General features: G+C 53.8%; 21 protein-coding genes. 14 read left to right on the top strand and 7 right to left on the bottom strand.

Annotated elements, in window-relative coordinates; genetic code table 11:
* Positions 1-190 precede the first annotated feature (190 nt).
* The 4 genes from QBD29_RS05500 to QBD29_RS05515 form a co-directional block, all read right to left on the bottom strand.
* Positions 191-745 carry a L,D-transpeptidase gene (locus tag QBD29_RS05500; RefSeq protein WP_280100312.1) on the bottom strand — a complete coding sequence of 185 codons (555 nt, stop codon included), beginning with the start codon at positions 743-745 and terminating at the stop codon, positions 191-193.
* Positions 746-1,187: 442 nt separating this feature from the next.
* Entirely contained in the window at positions 1,188-2,576 is a 1,389-nt protein-coding gene (locus tag QBD29_RS05505; RefSeq protein WP_280101030.1) for a hypothetical protein, read from the bottom strand.
* A complete protein-coding gene (rimO, locus tag QBD29_RS05510) occupies positions 2,555-3,967 on the bottom strand; it encodes a 30S ribosomal protein S12 methylthiotransferase RimO (protein ID WP_280100313.1) in 1,413 nt (470 codons plus the stop codon). The genes QBD29_RS05505 and rimO overlap by 22 nt, the downstream gene beginning before the upstream one ends.
* 228 nt (positions 3,968-4,195) lie before the next feature.
* Positions 4,196-4,657, bottom strand: coding sequence for a MaoC family dehydratase (locus QBD29_RS05515; RefSeq protein WP_280100314.1), 462 nt, complete (start codon positions 4,655-4,657; stop codon positions 4,196-4,198).
* A gap of 142 nt (positions 4,658-4,799) precedes the next feature.
* Between QBD29_RS05515 and QBD29_RS05520 the strand changes: the two genes are divergently transcribed.
* The 4 genes from QBD29_RS05520 to QBD29_RS05535 are packed head-to-tail and all read left to right on the top strand — an operon-like array spanning position 4,800 to position 7,388.
* Positions 4,800-5,957, top strand: a complete 1,158-nt coding sequence (locus QBD29_RS05520) for an iron-containing alcohol dehydrogenase (protein ID WP_280100315.1) — start codon at positions 4,800-4,802, stop codon at positions 5,955-5,957.
* Positions 5,957-6,391, top strand: a complete 435-nt coding sequence (locus tag QBD29_RS05525) for a thioesterase family protein (RefSeq protein ID WP_280100316.1) — start codon at positions 5,957-5,959, stop codon at positions 6,389-6,391. The genes QBD29_RS05520 and QBD29_RS05525 overlap by 1 nt, the downstream gene beginning before the upstream one ends.
* Positions 6,388-6,990, top strand: coding sequence for a 2-hydroxychromene-2-carboxylate isomerase (locus tag QBD29_RS05530; protein ID WP_280100317.1), 603 nt, complete (start codon positions 6,388-6,390; stop codon positions 6,988-6,990). The genes QBD29_RS05525 and QBD29_RS05530 overlap by 4 nt, the downstream gene beginning before the upstream one ends.
* Positions 6,987-7,388 (top strand): ACT domain-containing protein, encoded by a 402-nt coding sequence (locus tag QBD29_RS05535; protein WP_280100318.1) that lies wholly within the window; start codon positions 6,987-6,989, stop codon positions 7,386-7,388. Before QBD29_RS05530 ends, QBD29_RS05535 begins: the two co-directional genes overlap by 4 nt.
* On the opposite strand, the gene QBD29_RS05540 is transcribed toward QBD29_RS05535, so the two are convergent.
* The 3 genes from QBD29_RS05540 to QBD29_RS05550 form a co-directional block, all read right to left on the bottom strand.
* Positions 7,378-7,677 carry a YciI family protein gene (locus tag QBD29_RS05540; RefSeq protein WP_280100319.1) on the bottom strand — a complete coding sequence of 100 codons (300 nt, stop codon included), beginning with the start codon at positions 7,675-7,677 and terminating at the stop codon, positions 7,378-7,380. The genes QBD29_RS05535 and QBD29_RS05540 overlap by 11 nt on opposite strands.
* A 94-nt stretch (positions 7,678-7,771) precedes the next feature.
* Positions 7,772-9,013, bottom strand: coding sequence for an FAD-binding oxidoreductase (locus QBD29_RS05545; RefSeq protein WP_280100320.1), 1,242 nt, complete (start codon positions 9,011-9,013; stop codon positions 7,772-7,774).
* A 47-nt stretch (positions 9,014-9,060) separates the two neighbouring features.
* On the bottom strand, positions 9,061-9,885 hold the full coding sequence (locus QBD29_RS05550; protein WP_280100321.1) for an SDR family NAD(P)-dependent oxidoreductase: 825 nt from the start codon (positions 9,883-9,885) through the stop codon (positions 9,061-9,063).
* Between the two features lie 161 nt (positions 9,886-10,046).
* Here QBD29_RS05550 and QBD29_RS05555 point away from each other — a divergent pair, with 161 nt between their 5' ends.
* The 10 genes from QBD29_RS05555 to QBD29_RS05600 all read left to right on the top strand — a co-directional run bounded on the left by QBD29_RS05555 (position 10,047) and on the right by QBD29_RS05600 (position 16,409).
* Positions 10,047-10,841 carry a TIGR03084 family metal-binding protein gene (locus QBD29_RS05555; RefSeq protein ID WP_280100322.1) on the top strand — a complete coding sequence of 265 codons (795 nt, stop codon included), beginning with the start codon at positions 10,047-10,049 and terminating at the stop codon, positions 10,839-10,841.
* A 3-nt stretch (positions 10,842-10,844) separates the two neighbouring features.
* Entirely contained in the window at positions 10,845-12,011 is a 1,167-nt protein-coding gene (locus tag QBD29_RS05560; protein WP_280100323.1) for a YbfB/YjiJ family MFS transporter, read from the top strand.
* An 80-nt stretch (positions 12,012-12,091) separates the two neighbouring features.
* Positions 12,092-12,700 (top strand): DJ-1/PfpI family protein, encoded by a 609-nt coding sequence (locus QBD29_RS05565; RefSeq protein WP_280100324.1) that lies wholly within the window; start codon positions 12,092-12,094, stop codon positions 12,698-12,700.
* Positions 12,701-12,936: 236 nt separating this feature from the next.
* Positions 12,937-13,248: an AtpZ/AtpI family protein gene (locus QBD29_RS05570; RefSeq protein ID WP_280100325.1), complete on the top strand. Its 312-nt coding sequence runs from the start codon at positions 12,937-12,939 to the stop codon at positions 13,246-13,248.
* A gap of 44 nt (positions 13,249-13,292) precedes the next feature.
* Positions 13,293-14,045, top strand: coding sequence for a F0F1 ATP synthase subunit A (locus QBD29_RS05575; protein WP_280100326.1), 753 nt, complete (start codon positions 13,293-13,295; stop codon positions 14,043-14,045).
* Between the two features lie 52 nt (positions 14,046-14,097).
* Positions 14,098-14,334 (top strand): F0F1 ATP synthase subunit C, encoded by a 237-nt coding sequence (locus QBD29_RS05580; RefSeq protein ID WP_280100928.1) that lies wholly within the window; start codon positions 14,098-14,100, stop codon positions 14,332-14,334.
* A 70-nt stretch (positions 14,335-14,404) separates the two neighbouring features.
* Positions 14,405-14,953: a F0F1 ATP synthase subunit B' gene (locus tag QBD29_RS05585; protein WP_280100327.1), complete on the top strand. Its 549-nt coding sequence runs from the start codon at positions 14,405-14,407 to the stop codon at positions 14,951-14,953.
* A 5-nt stretch (positions 14,954-14,958) separates the two neighbouring features.
* On the top strand, positions 14,959-15,519 hold the full coding sequence (locus QBD29_RS05590; RefSeq protein WP_280100328.1) for a F0F1 ATP synthase subunit B: 561 nt from the start codon (positions 14,959-14,961) through the stop codon (positions 15,517-15,519).
* 142 nt (positions 15,520-15,661) lie between these two features.
* Positions 15,662-15,997, top strand: coding sequence for a metalloregulator ArsR/SmtB family transcription factor (locus QBD29_RS05595; protein WP_280100329.1), 336 nt, complete (start codon positions 15,662-15,664; stop codon positions 15,995-15,997).
* Positions 15,990-16,409 carry an SRPBCC domain-containing protein gene (locus QBD29_RS05600; RefSeq protein WP_280100330.1) on the top strand — a complete coding sequence of 140 codons (420 nt, stop codon included), beginning with the start codon at positions 15,990-15,992 and terminating at the stop codon, positions 16,407-16,409. The genes QBD29_RS05595 and QBD29_RS05600 overlap by 8 nt, the downstream gene beginning before the upstream one ends.
* The last annotated feature ends 90 nt before the right edge of the window (positions 16,410-16,499 follow it).

Here is a 16,499-nt window from a genome sequence, read left to right on the forward strand (position 1 = left end):
ACGCGTTGAGCACGACGCGTGTTGTAAGACGCGTCTTATATGACGCGTCATGATTCAGAATTTGTTAAGGTTTGCGCGTTTTGTCCATGGACTTGGCGGCGGTCCTGTGGGTGGCGCGCGCCTCAATCACGCTGTTGATTTCGATCCGTTGGGGTGGTGTTGCCAAGTGCTCAACGCCTGAACGGCTTTATCACAGGACGCGAACTTGCGTGCCCACGGGTGTGATTTCAAACAGCTCTTCCACCATGAAATTGAACAGCCCAATACAGCCAGAGGACGACCGTCGCCCGATTTTGCGTGTATCATGTGTGCCGTGGATCAAATAGGCAGGCCAATCCAGATACATGGCGCGCGTGCCAAGCGGATTGCCCACTGCGCCGCCTTCCATATGAACGGGCAAGGAAGGGTCCCGTTCGCGCATAGATGCGGTCGGGGTCCAGCTGGGATTGTGTTTCTTTCGCACGATCTTGGTCAGGCCGCGTTTTGTCAGCTCGTCCGTTTGTGGGACAGAGGTGGGATAAATGCGGTAATCGCCGTTTTCAGGGTTCCAATAATGCAACGCACGGGCATTGGTGTCACACAGAATGGTGACGCGATCAAAAGTGTCAAAATGATCCTGCCACTTCTGTGCCATGAAGCCAGAGGCATTGCGCTGCACCGTGTTGAGTTCGGCGCGCAACAGCGTTGGTGTGGCGAGCGTGGCGGCCGTGGCCGCAATGAATGTGCGTCGTGTTGTTTTGGTCATGATCCAATCCCCGAAACTGCTGCGCACCGCATATCAGAGCCGCGCGTGTGTTTGAAGAGATGGGGGCATAACAGTTGCGTTACAAGGGGTTTGCATGGGAACAGCCCGTTGGCGGGGTATTGGCACAAAGTCTGAGAAACGAAGGGGGGTTGTGGGGATGTTTGTTTGATCCGCGCGGCATAGGGGGGCTTGGGGCGGAGGACGGTGCGCAATGAATGCGCACCCTACGGATGGGGCTGCGTCGTTGCGGTGTTTTGGAACAAAACACGGGAAGCTGACCCATCGATGTGGCATGGGTTTGGGAACAAAACCTGAGAGCAATCCCCCATGGGAGGGTGCTTTGATGGAGGTGTGCTTGGTGCTGGGGAGTGGGACGCGCCCTCCTGGGGACAGGCGCGGGCCTTTTGTTAGCGCTATTGGTATTTTTTAATTGCTTTTACAATCAAGGTTCGAGGCAATCCCACATAGACATAAGGTCGTCGCTTGCCGGAATTTGACTTTGTGAGTGAAGAACGCGCTGTAGATTTTCAACTGAAATCACCGCTTGCTTATCGTCTAGAACTCGACAGATGTCATCGAATGTTTTTTTGTCAATTTCTTTGAAATTAAATAGCGATTTTGCAACTTCTTTTAGATCTTTAGGTAATGTTCCTTTGGAAGAAATATGACTTTTTCCTAGATAGCCTTTAGCAGCCAATTCTAACAGCAATCTCATCATAACCGCGATAGAGATTTTGTGTTTTTTAAAGTTCAAATGGTATTGTAACTGCTCCCATGACAATTTTAGTTTGCTTTGTCCTGAATGCCAATGAAAATGGTAGTTGATTTTTCTTGGTATCAACGTGTCTCTGGACTTTGGTGCTTTCCCACTGCCAGTGCTACTGTCATCATCATTCTCGTTTTCAGAGGCTTCGCTTTCACTATTTTCGGATGCGCCACTCTCCTCGCTTGATGTGCCAGTATCGTCACTGTTCTGATCATTTGACGAGTTGTCATCACTTTCAGGCAGTTCACTAGTTTCATTTGGGAGGTATCCTTGAGAAGCCAAAACATCCAAATAGTTATTTTTGTCTTCCGAGGTTAACAAGTCTTTCAATGTCAAATCACCAGACAGCATATCGTCGACTAATTTTAGTAAAAACCGAAGTGTATTCTCTTTAGTATTTTCAGACTTTAAGCGACCATCTTCGTATTCTGACAAGCCAACACGCTTTCTTCGGGCTTTAGTGTCTAGAATTTTGTCCAAGGTTGAGCGTTTGATCGAACTAGCTTGTTTGGGATACCCTTCGGAAACAAGGAAGTTTTCTACTTTTTGTGCCCAAGAATAATCGGATTTGACCTTGATTCTATTTGCATGGTTGGCTTTTTCACGGGTTCCCCAGTTGACTTGGCCTGCGCCGTTTTGAGTCCCGTTGTGTCTCAGACCGATTATTTCGTCGGCGACTTCTTCATCTTGTTCAATCTGACAAACTAAATTCAGCGACAACTCTTCAGAGCATTGGCTATTCAAAACTTCAAAAAAAGTTCTGAACTTTTCAGGAGCTTTGCTTGGTTGATGAATCAGTTTGACACAAGTTGTTCGCCGATTGCCGTCTTTTACGATGAACTTGTTGCCGTGTTTCAATACAAGAGGGCTGTCAAATACCCGCTTAGATTTTGCTATTCGTTTTGCAAGGTTCCTCATTTCTGTCGCTTTATTGGCAAATAGCCAATCAATAGCGCTCTCCTCGGAAAGGGTCGGCCCATGGCGATCGTTGTTGGGATTAATAATTAAGTCATTTATTGAAATACTTTTAAACTGCAAACGAACTATTCCTTGATAAGTAAACACTTTCCCCACAAATCATACTCGCTTGCTTCATCAACTTCAACGCTAACCAAATCGCCAGCGTTCAACCCTTCAAACCCTTCATCAATAAATAGGTTCCCGTCGATCTCGGGCGCATCGCTCATCGTGCGGCAGGTGGCTCCGTCGTGTTCTACGCTGTCTACGATGACTTGCATCGTGGTGCCGACTTTGGCTTCCAGTTTCGCCTCGGATATCGCTTGTGATTTTTCCATGAAGCGGTTCCAGCGGTCTTGTTTGACTTCGGCGTCCACGTGATCTGGCAGGGCGTTGCTGCGCGCGCCGTCTACGTTTTCGTATTGGAAGCAGCCGACGCGGTCTAACTGGGCTTCGTCTAGCCAATCAAGCAGGTGTTGGAACTCAGCCTCGGTCTCTCCTGGGTAGCCGACGATAAAGGTGGAGCGGAGCGTAATGTCGGGGCAAATCTCGCGCCATGCGGCGATTTCATCAAGGGTTTTGGCGCTCGCGGCGGGGCGGGCCATGCGTTTCAGCACGTCTGGATGCGAGTGCTGAAACGGGATGTCGAGGTAAGGCAGCAGGCCGTTTGACGGGTCCGCCATGATCGGGATCAGGTCGCGCACGAACGGGTAGGGGTAGACGTAGTGGAGGCGGACCCACAATTCATTTTGGGCGCCGAGCGTGCCAAGTTCGCGGGCCAGATCGGTGATGTGGGAGCGGACTTCGCCGTCTTTCCAAGGGTTCATATCGTGGCGGCGGTCGAGCCCGTAGGCGGAGGTGTCTTGGGAGATCACGAGGAGTTCTTTGACGCCTGCGTCCACCAGCTTTTCCGCTTCGCGCAGGATGGCGTGGGCAGGGCGAGAGGCGAGCCGTCCGCGCATATCTGGGATGATGCAGAATTTGCACTTGTGGTTACAGCCCTCGGAGATTTTCAGATAGCTGTAATGGCGCGGGGTCAACGAGACGTTTTGCGCGGGCAGCAGATCAACGAAAGGATCGGGGTTGGGCGGCACGGCAGTGTGAACGGCGTCCAGCACCTGTTCGTATTGATGCGGGCCCGTGACGGCAAGGATTTGCGGGTGATGTTCACGGATGTAATCGGGTTCCGCACCAAGGCAGCCTGTGACGATGACGCGACCATTGGCCGTGAGCGCTTCGCCGATGGCATCCAAGGATTCCGCTTTGGCGCTGTCGAGAAAGCCACAGGTGTTGACGATCACCGCTTCTGCACCGTCGTAGTCGGGACTGATGGCGTAGCCTTCGGCGCGCAATCGGGTGAGGATGCGCTCACTGTCCACCAGCGCCTTGGGGCAGCCGAGAGAGACCATGCCGATTTTTGGCTGATTTGGGCGGGCAGGCTCCGATATCTTGGCTTTCGGGGCGAGGTCAGGGCGGAGGTTTGGTGGATTTGTGCTCATGCCAGCGGGGTATAGGGGGTTTGGGCGCGGTTGGGAATTGGATATTTTTGGACAAAAGAAGACAACAACTCCGCTTTGAGAGCGATTGCTGAACAGGTGGATGTGATTGAGCCCGTGGAGGAGGCGGTTTGGCGCGCGACCACTGCGCTGCGCGCCCTGCCTGTTGGGGGTGTGTAAGTGACTTTAGCGGGCTGGAGATCGCCCTACCTGATATTAGCTATCAGTTTGTCACTCAAAAACCGCCATGCCAAGCCATTGGCAGATGAGGGCGGGGGTGTCTTTGCCTTCGATTTCGATGGTGAGGCCGTGTTCTTGCAGCAATTGAGTTTCAGATTTTTGCAGCACGGAGTTGAGCTTAAAGCGCCCACGGATGCGGTCCCCTGCGCAGACAGGTGACAGAAAGCGGACTTTGTTAAAGCCGTAGTTGATGCCCATGGTCTGGCCTTCGAATTTGTCGAAGGTTTCGATGGCGAATTTGGAGGCCATGGAGAGGGTCAAGAAGCCATGTGCGACGGTGCCGCCAAAGGGGGTTTCGGCGGCGGCGCGGACGGGATCAGTGTGAATCCATTGTGGATCATCGGTGATTTCGGCAAAAACATCGATGCGGTTTTGATCAATAGTCACCCATTCAGACAGGCCTGTTTCGGTGCCAATGCGAGCGGTTTGGGCGGCGAGCGCGGTTGCAATCATGTCAAATTCCCCGTTTCTGTTTTGATGGATTAGAGGCCAAGGCGGGCCGCGTGTCCACTTCGACGTGGCGTTTTTTGATGCAGCAGGCTTGAAGTTGGAGAGGCGAGCGGCAAGGATGGCGCCAAGACGTGGGGAGAGTTTCATGACGCCGTTTGTTTTTAACACCGCTGCGAGCATTCAATTTGGCGCGGGTAAGATTGCTGAATTGGGCCAAATGGCGCGTGCCACCATGGGCAGGCGTGTGATGCTGGTGAGTGATCCTGGCCTTGTGGAATTGGGAATGGTGGCCCAAGCGGTGGAAATATTGGAAAGCGCTGGGCTTGACGTGGTGGTGTTTCCTGATGTGCAAGCGGACCCGCCTGAGGCGATTATTCATTCTGCTGTGGAAATGGCACGGTTGGGTAAGGTTGAGGGGATCATCGGGCTTGGTGGCGGGTCATCGCTTGACGTGGCGAAATTGGTTGCGGTTTTGGCGTTGGGGAAGGAAACGCTGGCCGAAATTTATGGTGTGGGGAATGTGAAGGGGCCGCGTTTGCCGCTGATCCTTGTGCCCACGACAAGCGGAACAGGGTCCGAAGTGACGATGGTGTCGATTGTGACCACAGGCGCGAGCGAGAAAATGGGGGTGGTGTCCCCTGTGATCCTGCCAGATGTAGCAGTGCTTGATCCTGAGCTGACCTATGGTTTGCCCCCGCACATTACGGCAGCAACGGGAATTGATGCGATGGTGCATGCAATTGAGGCCTATGCCAGCGTGAGCCCGAACAACAATCCGATTTCGCGCAATCTGGCGTGCGAGGCATTGCGTTTGATGGGTGGGGCGTTGGAACGTGCAGTTCAGGATGGGGATGATCGGGATGCGCGGGCCGATATTTTATTGGGGTCAATGATTGCGGGGCAGGCGTTTGCCAATAGTCCGGTGGCTGCGGTTCATGCGCTCGCCTATCCGATTGGGGGGCACTACAAAGTGCCCCATGGGTTGTCCAATGCGTTGGTTCTGCCCCATGTTCTGCGTTTCAATGCGGTGACAGCGCCGACACCGTATGCGGAAATAGCCCCTTTTGTATTTCCCGAGATGGCGGGCATGGGCACGCAGGCAGCAGCGGCGGCGTTTGCCGAAGAAATGCAAGACTTGTCCAAGCGGTGCGGTTTGCAACAAGGCCTGCGCGAAGTGGGGATTGAGCGCGACGCGCTGCCGATGCTGGCGCGCGATGCGATGAACCAAACGCGGCTGTTGGTGAACAATCCGCGCGAAGTGGATGAAGCGGCGGCGTTGCAAATATACGAGGCGGCATACTGATGACACGGAAACCCCCAAGCACGCGCGATATGTACCCGTTGTTTCGATCCGTGCCGACACGTTGGCATGACAATGACATTTACGGGCATATGAACAACGGCATTCATTACCAGTTGTTTGATACGGTGATTAACGGCTGGATGATGGAAATGGGCGTGCTGAAGTTTAAGGCTGAGCATGCGTTCATCGTGGCGGAGACGGGATGTCGGTATCATGGGGATATCATGTATCCCGACGTGGTGAATGCTGGGATGCGGGTGTCAAAGCTGGGCGGTTCTTCGATTATCTGGGAAATCGGGTTGTTTCGTGGTGATGCCGAAGTGGCGGCGGCCGATGGCACATTTGTGCATGTGCATGTGATCCGCGAAGGGCATAAGCCGACGCCGATGCCTGAGGCAACGCGGGCGGTGTTTGAACCGTTGGTGGTTGCATGAAAAAGCTGACGTTCTGGTTTGAGTTTGCCTCGACTTATTCTTATTTGTCTGCTTTGCGGATTGAAGATGTGGCGGGCGCGGCAGGGGTTGCGGTGGAGTGGAAACCATTTTTGCTGGGGCCGATATTTGCAGCGCAAGGACTCACGGACTCGCCGTTCAATGTTTATCCCGTGAAGGGTGAATACATGTGGCGTGATATGGCGCGGGAGTGTGTGAAATATGGGCTGCCCGTGGCCAAACAACCAGATGTGTTTCCTGGGAATGGGTTGCTTGCAGCACGAGTGGCGACGCTGGGCGCTGGGCAGGACTGGCAGGCGGATTTTGTGCGCGGCGTTTATTTGGCGCAGTTTGTGGAGGGTAAGGCGCTGGCGGATGCGAGAACGTCTGTGGATGTGCTGGAGACGTTGGGCATTGATGGGGCCGCGGCTGTGGAACGCGCTATGACGGATCAGACCGTGAAGGATGCTTTAAAAGCCAACACAGCCGCGGCGCAGGATGCGGGTATCTTTGGCGCGCCGAGTTTCACCACGTCAGACGGAGAGGTGTTTTGGGGCAATGATCGGATGGATGATGCTATAGCATGGGCGGGGCAGCGATGAGCGGTGAACTGGATCTGGGCGCGTTGATGCGCGGTTTGAAAGGTACGTTAATTGACGGCGTTTTTGTCTTTGCGACGGTCAAACGCGTGCCAGAAGGATTGGCCACGCGAATGGTGTTTGAGGAAGCCGAAGGCACAACCGTGATTTGCCTGCGCGAAGAGGCAGAGGCCCATGGGATAGAGTTTGAATTTCCAAGCCGCATGATCACGCTGGACGTGCATTCGTCGCTAGAGGCCGTGGGATTTATGGCGGTGATCGCAACGGAACTGGCCAAAGAGGGTATGGGCGTGAACCCTGTGGCGGGGTTTTATCACGATCATATTTTTGTACCTGATGGGCGCGAAGTGGATGCGATGCGGGTGTTGGAACGGATCGCTGAAGAAGCGGTTAAAGCGTAGCGGTTTGGTCTTCGAGCAGTTTACCCCACGTGAAAATCTCAAAGCTTCTGTGAGCGGGAACGTAAAAGGGATCTTTTTGGATGAGGGTTTCGACGTCTGCTTTGGTATCCGCCTCAACAATCCATAAGGCGCCACAGAAAGCTTGGTTTGTGTCAGGTTTTAAACCGCCGCCGATCAAAAGTTCAGGGTGTGCTTTGGCAAAGGCCACATGCGCGTCGCGCAGGTCTTTGCGGGCTCTGATCGAGAGCATTTCTGCAGTGTCTTTGAAGATGACGGCCCAACGTGTCATGGGGAGGCTCCTGTTTTGGTTTAAAGGAGCTTAGGTGGCGAAGGTCGGCAGGGAATAGGGCCACGCCGCGCGGCGACGTAAGGCCAGATGAAGGTTAGCGCAGATACCGTGCTGGGGCGTAGGGTGTTAAGTCGATGTTTGGGGCATCGCCTGTGATCATTTGGGCGAGGATACGGCCTGTTTTGGGGCCAGCGGTGAGGCCAACGTGTTGGTGACCGAAGCCAGTAAAAATTCCCGTGTCCCCGATTTCACCAATCAGCGGGGTGCTGTTTGGAGTTGAAGGGCGGAAGCCCATCCATTCTTCGGTTTCCGAATATTCTAGGGCTGGGAACACTTCGGCGGCGTAACGTTTTAGGAGCTTGATGGGTTGCTTTGATGGGCCAGCATGGTGATCCCCAAGTTCAACCGTGCCCGCACAGCGTAGCCCCATATCCATCGGATTAACCGCGAATTTGCCCTTTGCGATCATCATTGGATCGTCGGGCATTTGTGACGGGTTTTTATAGATCACGTGATAGCCACGTTCGGTTTCAAGGGGGATGCTGAGACCGAGTTTGCGCATGAGGTCTTTGGACCAGATGCCAGCGGTGATGACGGCGTGGGTGCATTCAATGGGGCCTATGGCGGTTTCGATCTGTGTGATGCGACCGTTTGATTTGGTAAAATCTTGGACTTCGGCTTCAAGAAATTCGCCGCCTTGTGCGGTGAAATGGGCGACGACTTCGGTGATGTATTGCGCGGGGTTTGTTATGTGGCCTTGGCCTTCGAGCACTGCGAGGCAGCCTGTGGCAGGGCCAAGAATGGGTTCGGCATCTTGGACGTCTTTGCCCGTCAGCACAGTGGGCGTGAACCCCGCGTGGCGTTTCATGTCCCAGCTGTAGGCATCGTGTTTAAAATCCGCATGGGTTGGGTAGGCATAGGAGAATTTGGAATTGGTAATCCAGTGTTCCAGCGGGGTGTCACGTACCAGCGATTTGTGCTGATCCACCGCATCGGTGAGGATGGGAATTAAATTGTCGACCATGCGCTGAGCGTCCGCCGCGTTGGCATTGCTCATAAATTTCGCGATCCATGGCAGCATTTTGGGCAGGTGGGTCCATTTCAGGAACAATGGGCTGTTTGGGTTAATTAGGTATTTTGGCGTGTCTTTCCAAAGGCTTGGCGTGTTGACAGGGACCACGGCCCATTGCGCGATCAGGCCTGCGTTGCCGTAGGATGCACCCATACCAGGTTTGCCACGATCCATCAGGATCACGCGCTGGCCCGCCCGTTGCAGCCAGATGGCGGTGGAAACGCCCACCATTCCTGCACCGATGACGACGATTGGTTTTTGCATTTTTTCTGTCCCTGTTTGTGGGGACTATATCTGCGAAATTCGGTTTGTCAGCCCGTTGGTTTGGCAAAACGCGGATCAGCGGCGGCTGCGGTGGCGTCTGCGTCGAGCAGGGCTTTGCGCTGATCGAGAAACGTGTGGAAATGCGGGTGGGTGAAAATATAAAGGCGGCGGGCCATCATACAATCATAGGTCCAATCTGCGACCACATCTGCGTTGATGCCATTGGCGACAGCTTCGACCGCCATATGTTGTGCGGTGTCATCTGCATCAAAGCCAGAAGGGCGGTTTTTATAGGCATCTGCAATTCCTGTTTTTACCCAAGCGGGGCAAAGTATGGAAACGCCGATTTTTTCGCGTGCCAGTTCTTGGGCTAAAGTTTCGGAGTAGCCTACCACGGCGAATTTGGAGGCGTTGTAGGGCCCCATGCCTTCTGCTGCCAAGTGACCTGCCATCGAGGCGGTGTTGATGAAATATCCGCCTGTTCCCTGATCACGCAAGATGGGGAGGAAGGTTTCAACACCATGCACCACGCCCATAAGATTGATATCCATGACCCAGCGCCAATCTGATAGTGGCACGTTGCCAGGTTTGCCTGCGGTGGAGACACCTGCGTTATTGACGATGATATGAACCGCGCCAAAAGCTGCAAGCGTGGCGTCGGCAGCTGATTTGACCGAGGTTGGGTCGGCCACGTCGCAAACTACGGTGGCCGTAGTCCCGATGACTGTCTTTTGAGCGGCGGCCAACGCATCCGCATTGATATCGGCCATCATGACATTTGCACCTGCTGCGGTGAAGCGTTTGGCGAGTGCAAGGCCAATTCCCGAAGCGGCCCCTGTGATGAATGCGGTTTTGCCAGTGATGTCTGTCATGGGCTGCGTCCTTTGTTTGTGAAACCCTACGGCAAATCGGAGGTGAACGAGAAGCGTGCCGTTGCGTTCCCTGTCGCCAGTGTGCCTAATGATCTTTGACGAACGAAAGTAGCTTTGGGGTATTGGCCCCGGTCCCAAGGGCTGCGCGAGGAGGGTATCACATGCAACAAGCAGAGGATTTTCGGCGCGAAAGCCGCGTGTTGGCGGAGGTGTTGGAGCCGTTGGCAGAGGCGGATTTCTTTACGCCGACGCAGTTCAAAGGATGGACCATTGATGATGTGTTGGGGCATTTGCATATCTTTAACCATGCAGCCGCGCTCGCGCTGGACAGTGATGAGGCGTTTCACAGCTTTTTCGCGGATATGACCAAGGTGATGCAGGCGGGTGGATCAATGATTGATGCGCAGCGGCCGTGGATCGGCGACTTAAAGGGGCGAGCTTTGTTTGAGGCGTGGCGTGCCTTATCCGAAGACGTGGCGGATGGGTTTGCGAAGGCAGACCCGAAGGCGCGGTTGGCCTGGGCAGGGCCGAGCATGTCGGCGCGATCAAGCATCACAGCACGGCAGATGGAAACCTGGGCCCATGGGCATGAAGTGTTTGATGTGCTGGGCGTTACGCGTGTTGAGACGGATCGGATTAAAAATATCGTCGTGCTGGGGGTGAATACCTTTGGCTGGGCTTATGCTGTGCGCGGATTGGATGTGCCAAATGCGATGCCGTTTTTGGAACTGACCGCACCGAGCGGGGCGATTTGGAGGTTTGGGGAAGAAAGCGATGATCGTGTGGTGGGGTCTGCTGTTGGGTTTGCCCAAGCGGTGACGCAAACGCGGCATTGGACGGATACGAATTTGCAGTGCTTGGGTCACGGCGCGCGGGCCTGGATGGACATCGCACAGTGTTTTGCAGGTGGGGTTTCACCACCGCCGCTGGCGGGCACGCGGTTTGTGCAGGGGTAGACCATGAGCGATCAAAGCAAACGATTGCTAGTCCTGCTCGGCCTCGCTTTTGGGGCTTGTATCAGCAGTGGATTTGGGCGGTTTGCTTATGGATTGATCCTACCGTCGATGCAGACGGATTTGGCGTGGAGCTATAGTCAGGCTGGGTGGTTGAGTACGGTAAATGCCATTGGGTATTTGGCGGGGGCAGTGGCAACCGTGTGGCTGGTGGCGCGGTTTGCGCAAGAGCGGCTGTATGCGTGGGGGATTGTGCTGACCACAGTGACGTTGATCGCCAGTGGTCTGACGCGGGATTTTTGGTGGATGTCGTTGTGGCGGTTCGGCAGTGGGGCTTTTGCCGCCCCTGTGTTTATCGCGGTTGGGGCGTTGGCGAGCAATCTTTACGGCGCGGATCAAAAGAAAAACGCTATGGCCATTGCTTTGGCTTTTGGCGGGGGTGGGCTCGGCATGGTGATGAGCGCCTTGGCGTTTCCGCATTTCTTTGCCAGCCAAGGGGCCAGCGCGTGGCCCACCGCGTGGTTGGCGATGGGGGCTGTAAGCGTTTTGATGTTGCCCATCGGATTGTGGGCAGCGAGGCAGTTGAAAACCCCTGTGCGACAGGCCGAAGATGCACCGCCTGAACGGCTGTTGCCGATGGGATTTTCTATGGTGGCCTATTTCAGTTTTGCCGTGGGCTATATCGTGTATTTGACGTTCCTGAGCGCGTTTTTGAAAACGCTTGGGGCGAGCCCGTGGACGGTGAGTTTGGTCTGGTCCATCGTCGGCGTTGGAACCATTGCATCGAGTTTTGTGTGGCGCGGTGTGATCGGGCGGTATCGCAGTGGGCTGCCCATGGCTGTGACGTTGGGGTGTGTGGCCGTTGGCAGCGTGTTGCCTGTTGTGTTTCCAACGATGATTGGGTTGGTGGCTTCGTCCATTTTGTTCGGGCTGTCGGTGTTTATGCCGCCCACATCCATCACCAGTTTTATCCGCCAGAACAATCCACCTGACACGTGGGGGCGGTTGATGGGGATTTACACAGTGATTTTTGCGGTGGGGCAGTGCATTGGGCCGATTGCTGCGGGTGTGATCGGCGATGCGTTTGGCAATATCGGATATGGTTTGCTGGCCGCAGGGGCGATTTTGATGTTGGGCGCCGTGGTGGCTGGGTTTCAACGGGCGTTGGGATAGCGGCGGTCCCTTGCCATTTTAACGATTTGGGCCAATTGGTCGGCGTGGGGTTTGCCCATATATTTGAGGATGATTTACAGATGAGAACAGTTGGCGCGTTGGTTTTTCCAGGTTTTGAAACCTTGGATTATTTTGGGCCCATTGAAATGCTGGGTGGCATGGGGGAGCAGGTAAAAGTGGTGACGGTGGCAGAACGCCCCGAACCGGTTGCCAGCGTGCATGGGCAACGGATTGTAGTGGATGCAACGATTGCGCAAAGCGATGCGTATGATGTGTTGTTGATTCCTGGCGGTGATTCTGCGTTGGAGGAATGCATATCGGATGAGATGCTGAAGTGGATCAAAGATGTTTCGGCCAAGGCGGAGCGGGTTTTGGCCGTGTGTACGGGAACGATTATTCTGGGCATGTCGGGTGTTTTGGACGGGCGACGTGCGACGACGAATAAGATGGATTTCACGGCAACGGTCCACCACGCACCCAAGGTGGATTGGGTTAAAGAGGCACGGTGGGTGCGCGATGGTAAGTTTTACACGTCATCTGGGGTGTCGGCGGGCATGGATATGACACTGGCCGTTTTGGCGGACCTATATGGTATGGAAGTGGCCGAAATCATGGCCATCAGTTGTGAATATGAATGGCACAAAGATGCCAATCGCGATCCTTTCGCCAAATTAGCGGGTCTGGTTTAGACGGTTCTGCGCAGAGAATGTTGCACCAAGTTCTGTTTATTCAACCAAATCGTTGAATAAACTGATTGTCTCTGGAATCTGATAATTTTGAGGTTGTCAGTGTGTCGCAGTTTGAAATATGGCATTAAAACAGTAACTTAGCGTGCCTATAACTCGTTGACTCTGATCTAACCCCTGCTATTTTCCGCGCAACTGTCCAAAGCGGCGTTTTTGCGGCTGGAAAAGGAGGCCGACAGATGACTGATGGCCCTGACCCAGATCGATTGAACGCTCTTGAGGCGAAGCTTGCAGAGAAGCGACGGGCGAATGAGCCTGGACCTGTCGAAGAGCATCACCTGAGCCAAGCGCAAGCAGGTTGGCGGATGGTTACGGAGCTGGTGGCAGGATTGCTGTTGGGTTTCGGGTTGGGATACGGATTGGACGTCGCATTTGGGACCATGCCAGTTTTCCTGATCATTTTTACATTGCTGGGGTTTGCTGGCGGGGTTCGTGCGATGATGCGATCTGCCGAGGAAATCGCCAAAAAGAACGCGGAAACGCACGACTGATTAATTCGGAGCAAATGCTCCGCCCGAGATGAAGGACACGTATCGTGGCGACAGAAGAAGGTGGCTCAGGCCTCAACATTCACCCGATGGACCAATTCCTGATCAAGCCGCTGTTTGGTGACAGTGGTCTGGTTGGAACATTTACAATCACAAACGTGACGCTTTGGATGGCGTTGTCTGTGGTTTGTATTATCGTTCTGATGGTTTTGGGCACACGGGGCCGCGCGATTGTTCCATCCCGCAGTCAGTCCATTGCGGAAGTTCTGTACGGTTTCATCCACAAGATGATTGAAGATACAACAGGCAAAGACGGTTTGGCGTACTTCCCTTACATCTTTACCCTGTTCATCTTTATTCTTGTGGCGAACATCATTGGTCTGTTGCCAATGTCATTCACATCCACATCTCACATTGCGGTTACTGCAACTTTGGCGATGGCGGTGTTCTTGGCGGTGACTGCGATCGGCTTTGCCAAGAACGGTTTGGGGTTCTTGGGGATGTTCTGGGTATCCTCTGCGCCATTGGCTTTGCGTCCAATCCTCGCGCTGATCGAAATTATCTCTTACTTCGTGCGCCCTGTGAGCCACTCCATTCGTTTGGCAGGCAACATGATGGCGGGTCACGCAGTTATCAAAGTATTCGCGGGTTTCGCGGTTGTTACATGGATTGCGCCAGCATCCATTCTGGCGATCACAGCGATCTACGCGCTCGAAATGCTCGTTGTCTGTATTCAGGCATACGTGTTCACCATTCTGACTTGTGTGTATTTGAAAGATGCGCTGCATCCTTCCCACTAAGTCCGAGTAATCAATCTACGTCATTAAAATCTTAAGGAGAAGCACAATGGCAATCGAAGGTAACATCACAGAAATGGGTCAACTGATGGGCGCAGGCCTTGCATGTATCGGCATGGGCGGTGCGGCAATCGGTGTGGGCAACGTGGTAGGCAACTACTTGGCAGGCGCTCTGCGCAACCCATCTGCGGCTGCTGGCCAAACTGCGACGATGTTCATCGGTATCGCGTTTGCTGAAGCTTTGGGGATCTTCTCGTTCCTCGTTGCTTTGCTGCTGATGTTTGCTGTTTAAGACAAGCTGAATTGAGTGAGAGTGGGCCTGTGGCCTGCTCTCGGTTCTCTTGAATTAAACGGAGGTTGCTATGGCAACTGGAAACGAATTTGTGAGCGCATGTGTCCATCCCGAAACGGGTGGTGCCTTGGGTATGCCGCAGTTGTGTTTTGATTGGTATTCCAATCAAATCTTCTGGTTGGTTGTCACTATGGTTGTGGTCTTCTTGATCATGAGCCGTATCGCTCTGCCACGGATTGCTTCGGTTTTAGCCGAGCGTCATGGCGCGATTCAAAGCGATCTGGACAAAGCTGAGGCGATGAAAGCCCAAGCTGTTGAAGCAGAAAACGCCTACAATCAAGCGTTGGTCGATGCGCGTGCCCAAGCGGCCGAGATCGTTGCCGAAGCGCGTGCTGACATTCAGAAAGATCTGGATGCCGCCATCGCGAAAGCAGACGCAGAGATTGCAGCGAAGTCTGCCGAATCCGAAGTGGCGATCAAAGAGATCCGCGACAACGCAATGTCAGCCGTCAAAGATGTGGCGAACGACACAGCGGCAGAAATCGTAAAAGCGATTATGCCAGGTGCGGCGGATGCCAAAACAGTCAAAGCGGCAGTTGCTGCACGTTTGAAAGGATAAGGGCGATGAAAGTTCAATACATTCTTCCTGCGTTTGTTCTTGGTGCGACACCTGCTTTTGCGGCAAGCGGCCCATTCTTCAGCCTTGGCAACACAGACTTTGTTGTTGCCATTGCGTTTGTTCTGTTCATCGGTGTTTTGATTTATTTCAAAGTGCCTGGCATGATTGTTGGCTTGCTCGACAAGCGCGCTGAGGGGATCCAGTCCGAGTTGGACGAAGCCCGTGCATTGCGCGAAGAAGCACAGTCCATCTTGGCCACGTATGAGCGCAAGCAAAAAGAAGTGGCTGCGCAAGCAGAACAGATCGTGGCAAATGCCAAATCCGAAGCGCAAGCGGCAGCGGAACAAGCAAAAGAGGACATCAAAACCTCTATTGCGCGTCGTCTGCAAGCCGCTGAGGATCAGATCACATCTGCCCAAGCATCTGCGGTGAAAGAAGTACGCGATACGGCTGCATCCGTGGCTGTTGCTGCTGCGAGCGATGTGATCGCCAAAGGCATGACTGCGAAAGACGCAGGTAGCCTGATCGACGCCGCAATCGCGGACGTAGGCGATAAACTGCACTGAAACGGCAATGGTGCGCACTGACTGCGCTCCCTACATGAATTAAACCCCGTGGCCTAAATGGCTGCGGGGTTTTTCTTTGTCTTGACATGACACTTTTAGGTGTTATTAATTACGACACCTTTAGGTTTCATATGAGGAAAAAATGACAGCCCAAATAACAGACGCAACCGCCACGTTCAAAGCTTTGGGCGATCCGACGCGACAACAAATTTTATCCCTGTTGTGCGAACGGGAGATGACCATTGCAGAGGTTGCCGATCAGTTTGAGATGTCCCGCACAGGTGTAAAAAAGCATCTGACCCTGCTGGAGAAAGGCAGGTTGATCAAGGTGCGCGAACAGGGCCGCGAAAAGGTGAATGCGTTGAACCGGGAGGGATTTTCACAATTGGAAAGCTGGCTGAAATTCTTTGATCGGTTCTGGGACAACAAACTGGCCGCTTTGAAAGCCGCCGCAGAAAAGGACTTTAACGATGAATGAGACAGCAATTGAAAAGACAGTTTTCTTGGGTGTGCCGATTGAGGCCGCATGGGGATTTCTGACAGAAGCGAAAAAGCTGGAGCAGTGGTTTTTCAAAACGGATGCGGATTTTGAGGAAGGGGCGGAGTATACGCTTTACAGTCGTGAAGAAGAGGGCGCAAAGCGGTGCTGGGGCGAGGTGCTGGAAATGTCCGCGCCCAACCGTTTGCGCCAGTCGTTCACCATCGCGCCCCTTGGTGGTGTGATGACCGAGTTGCTGTGGGAGTTGAATGCGGTTGAAGGTGGGACGCGAATTAAGCTGACCCACACAGGCATCGAGGCAGCGGGTGAGGCGGCCTTTGGCTTAATGTCTGCGCTGGATGATGGGTGGGACAAGCACTTTGCCCATATGCGCGAGGCTGTGGCTGGATAAGGGCAGCGAAGATAAAGGCGGGCTGAAGCCCGCCCTACGGATGGATTGCCCCTGCAGCGCGCGTTGCGGGGTTTTTTCTTTGGATGTTTA

It is taken from the genome of Amylibacter sp. IMCC11727 (assembly GCF_029854195.1).
GTDB lineage: Bacteria > Pseudomonadota > Alphaproteobacteria > Rhodobacterales > Rhodobacteraceae > Amylibacter.

Coding starts and splice junctions, on each gene's coding strand:
- QBD29_RS05500 (WP_280100312.1), bottom strand. CDS start 745: ATGACCAAAACAACACGACGCACATTCATTGCGGCCACGGCCGCCACG.
- rimO (WP_280100313.1), bottom strand. CDS start 3,967: ATGAGCACAAATCCACCAAACCTCCGCCCTGACCTCGCCCCGAAAGCC.
- QBD29_RS05515 (WP_280100314.1), bottom strand. CDS start 4,657: ATGATTGCAACCGCGCTCGCCGCCCAAACCGCTCGCATTGGCACCGAA.
- QBD29_RS05520 (WP_280100315.1), top strand. CDS start 4,800: ATGACGCCGTTTGTTTTTAACACCGCTGCGAGCATTCAATTTGGCGCG.
- QBD29_RS05525 (WP_280100316.1), top strand. CDS start 5,957: ATGACACGGAAACCCCCAAGCACGCGCGATATGTACCCGTTGTTTCGA.
- QBD29_RS05530 (WP_280100317.1), top strand. CDS start 6,388: ATGAAAAAGCTGACGTTCTGGTTTGAGTTTGCCTCGACTTATTCTTAT.
- QBD29_RS05535 (WP_280100318.1), top strand. CDS start 6,987: ATGAGCGGTGAACTGGATCTGGGCGCGTTGATGCGCGGTTTGAAAGGT.
- QBD29_RS05540 (WP_280100319.1), bottom strand. CDS start 7,677: ATGACACGTTGGGCCGTCATCTTCAAAGACACTGCAGAAATGCTCTCG.
- QBD29_RS05545 (WP_280100320.1), bottom strand. CDS start 9,013: ATGCAAAAACCAATCGTCGTCATCGGTGCAGGAATGGTGGGCGTTTCC.
- QBD29_RS05550 (WP_280100321.1), bottom strand. CDS start 9,885: ATGACAGACATCACTGGCAAAACCGCATTCATCACAGGGGCCGCTTCG.
- QBD29_RS05555 (WP_280100322.1), top strand. CDS start 10,047: ATGCAACAAGCAGAGGATTTTCGGCGCGAAAGCCGCGTGTTGGCGGAG.
- QBD29_RS05560 (WP_280100323.1), top strand. CDS start 10,845: ATGAGCGATCAAAGCAAACGATTGCTAGTCCTGCTCGGCCTCGCTTTT.
- QBD29_RS05565 (WP_280100324.1), top strand. CDS start 12,092: ATGAGAACAGTTGGCGCGTTGGTTTTTCCAGGTTTTGAAACCTTGGAT.
- QBD29_RS05570 (WP_280100325.1), top strand. CDS start 12,937: ATGACTGATGGCCCTGACCCAGATCGATTGAACGCTCTTGAGGCGAAG.
- QBD29_RS05585 (WP_280100327.1), top strand. CDS start 14,405: ATGGCAACTGGAAACGAATTTGTGAGCGCATGTGTCCATCCCGAAACG.
- QBD29_RS05590 (WP_280100328.1), top strand. CDS start 14,959: ATGAAAGTTCAATACATTCTTCCTGCGTTTGTTCTTGGTGCGACACCT.
- QBD29_RS05595 (WP_280100329.1), top strand. CDS start 15,662: ATGACAGCCCAAATAACAGACGCAACCGCCACGTTCAAAGCTTTGGGC.
- QBD29_RS05600 (WP_280100330.1), top strand. CDS start 15,990: ATGAATGAGACAGCAATTGAAAAGACAGTTTTCTTGGGTGTGCCGATT.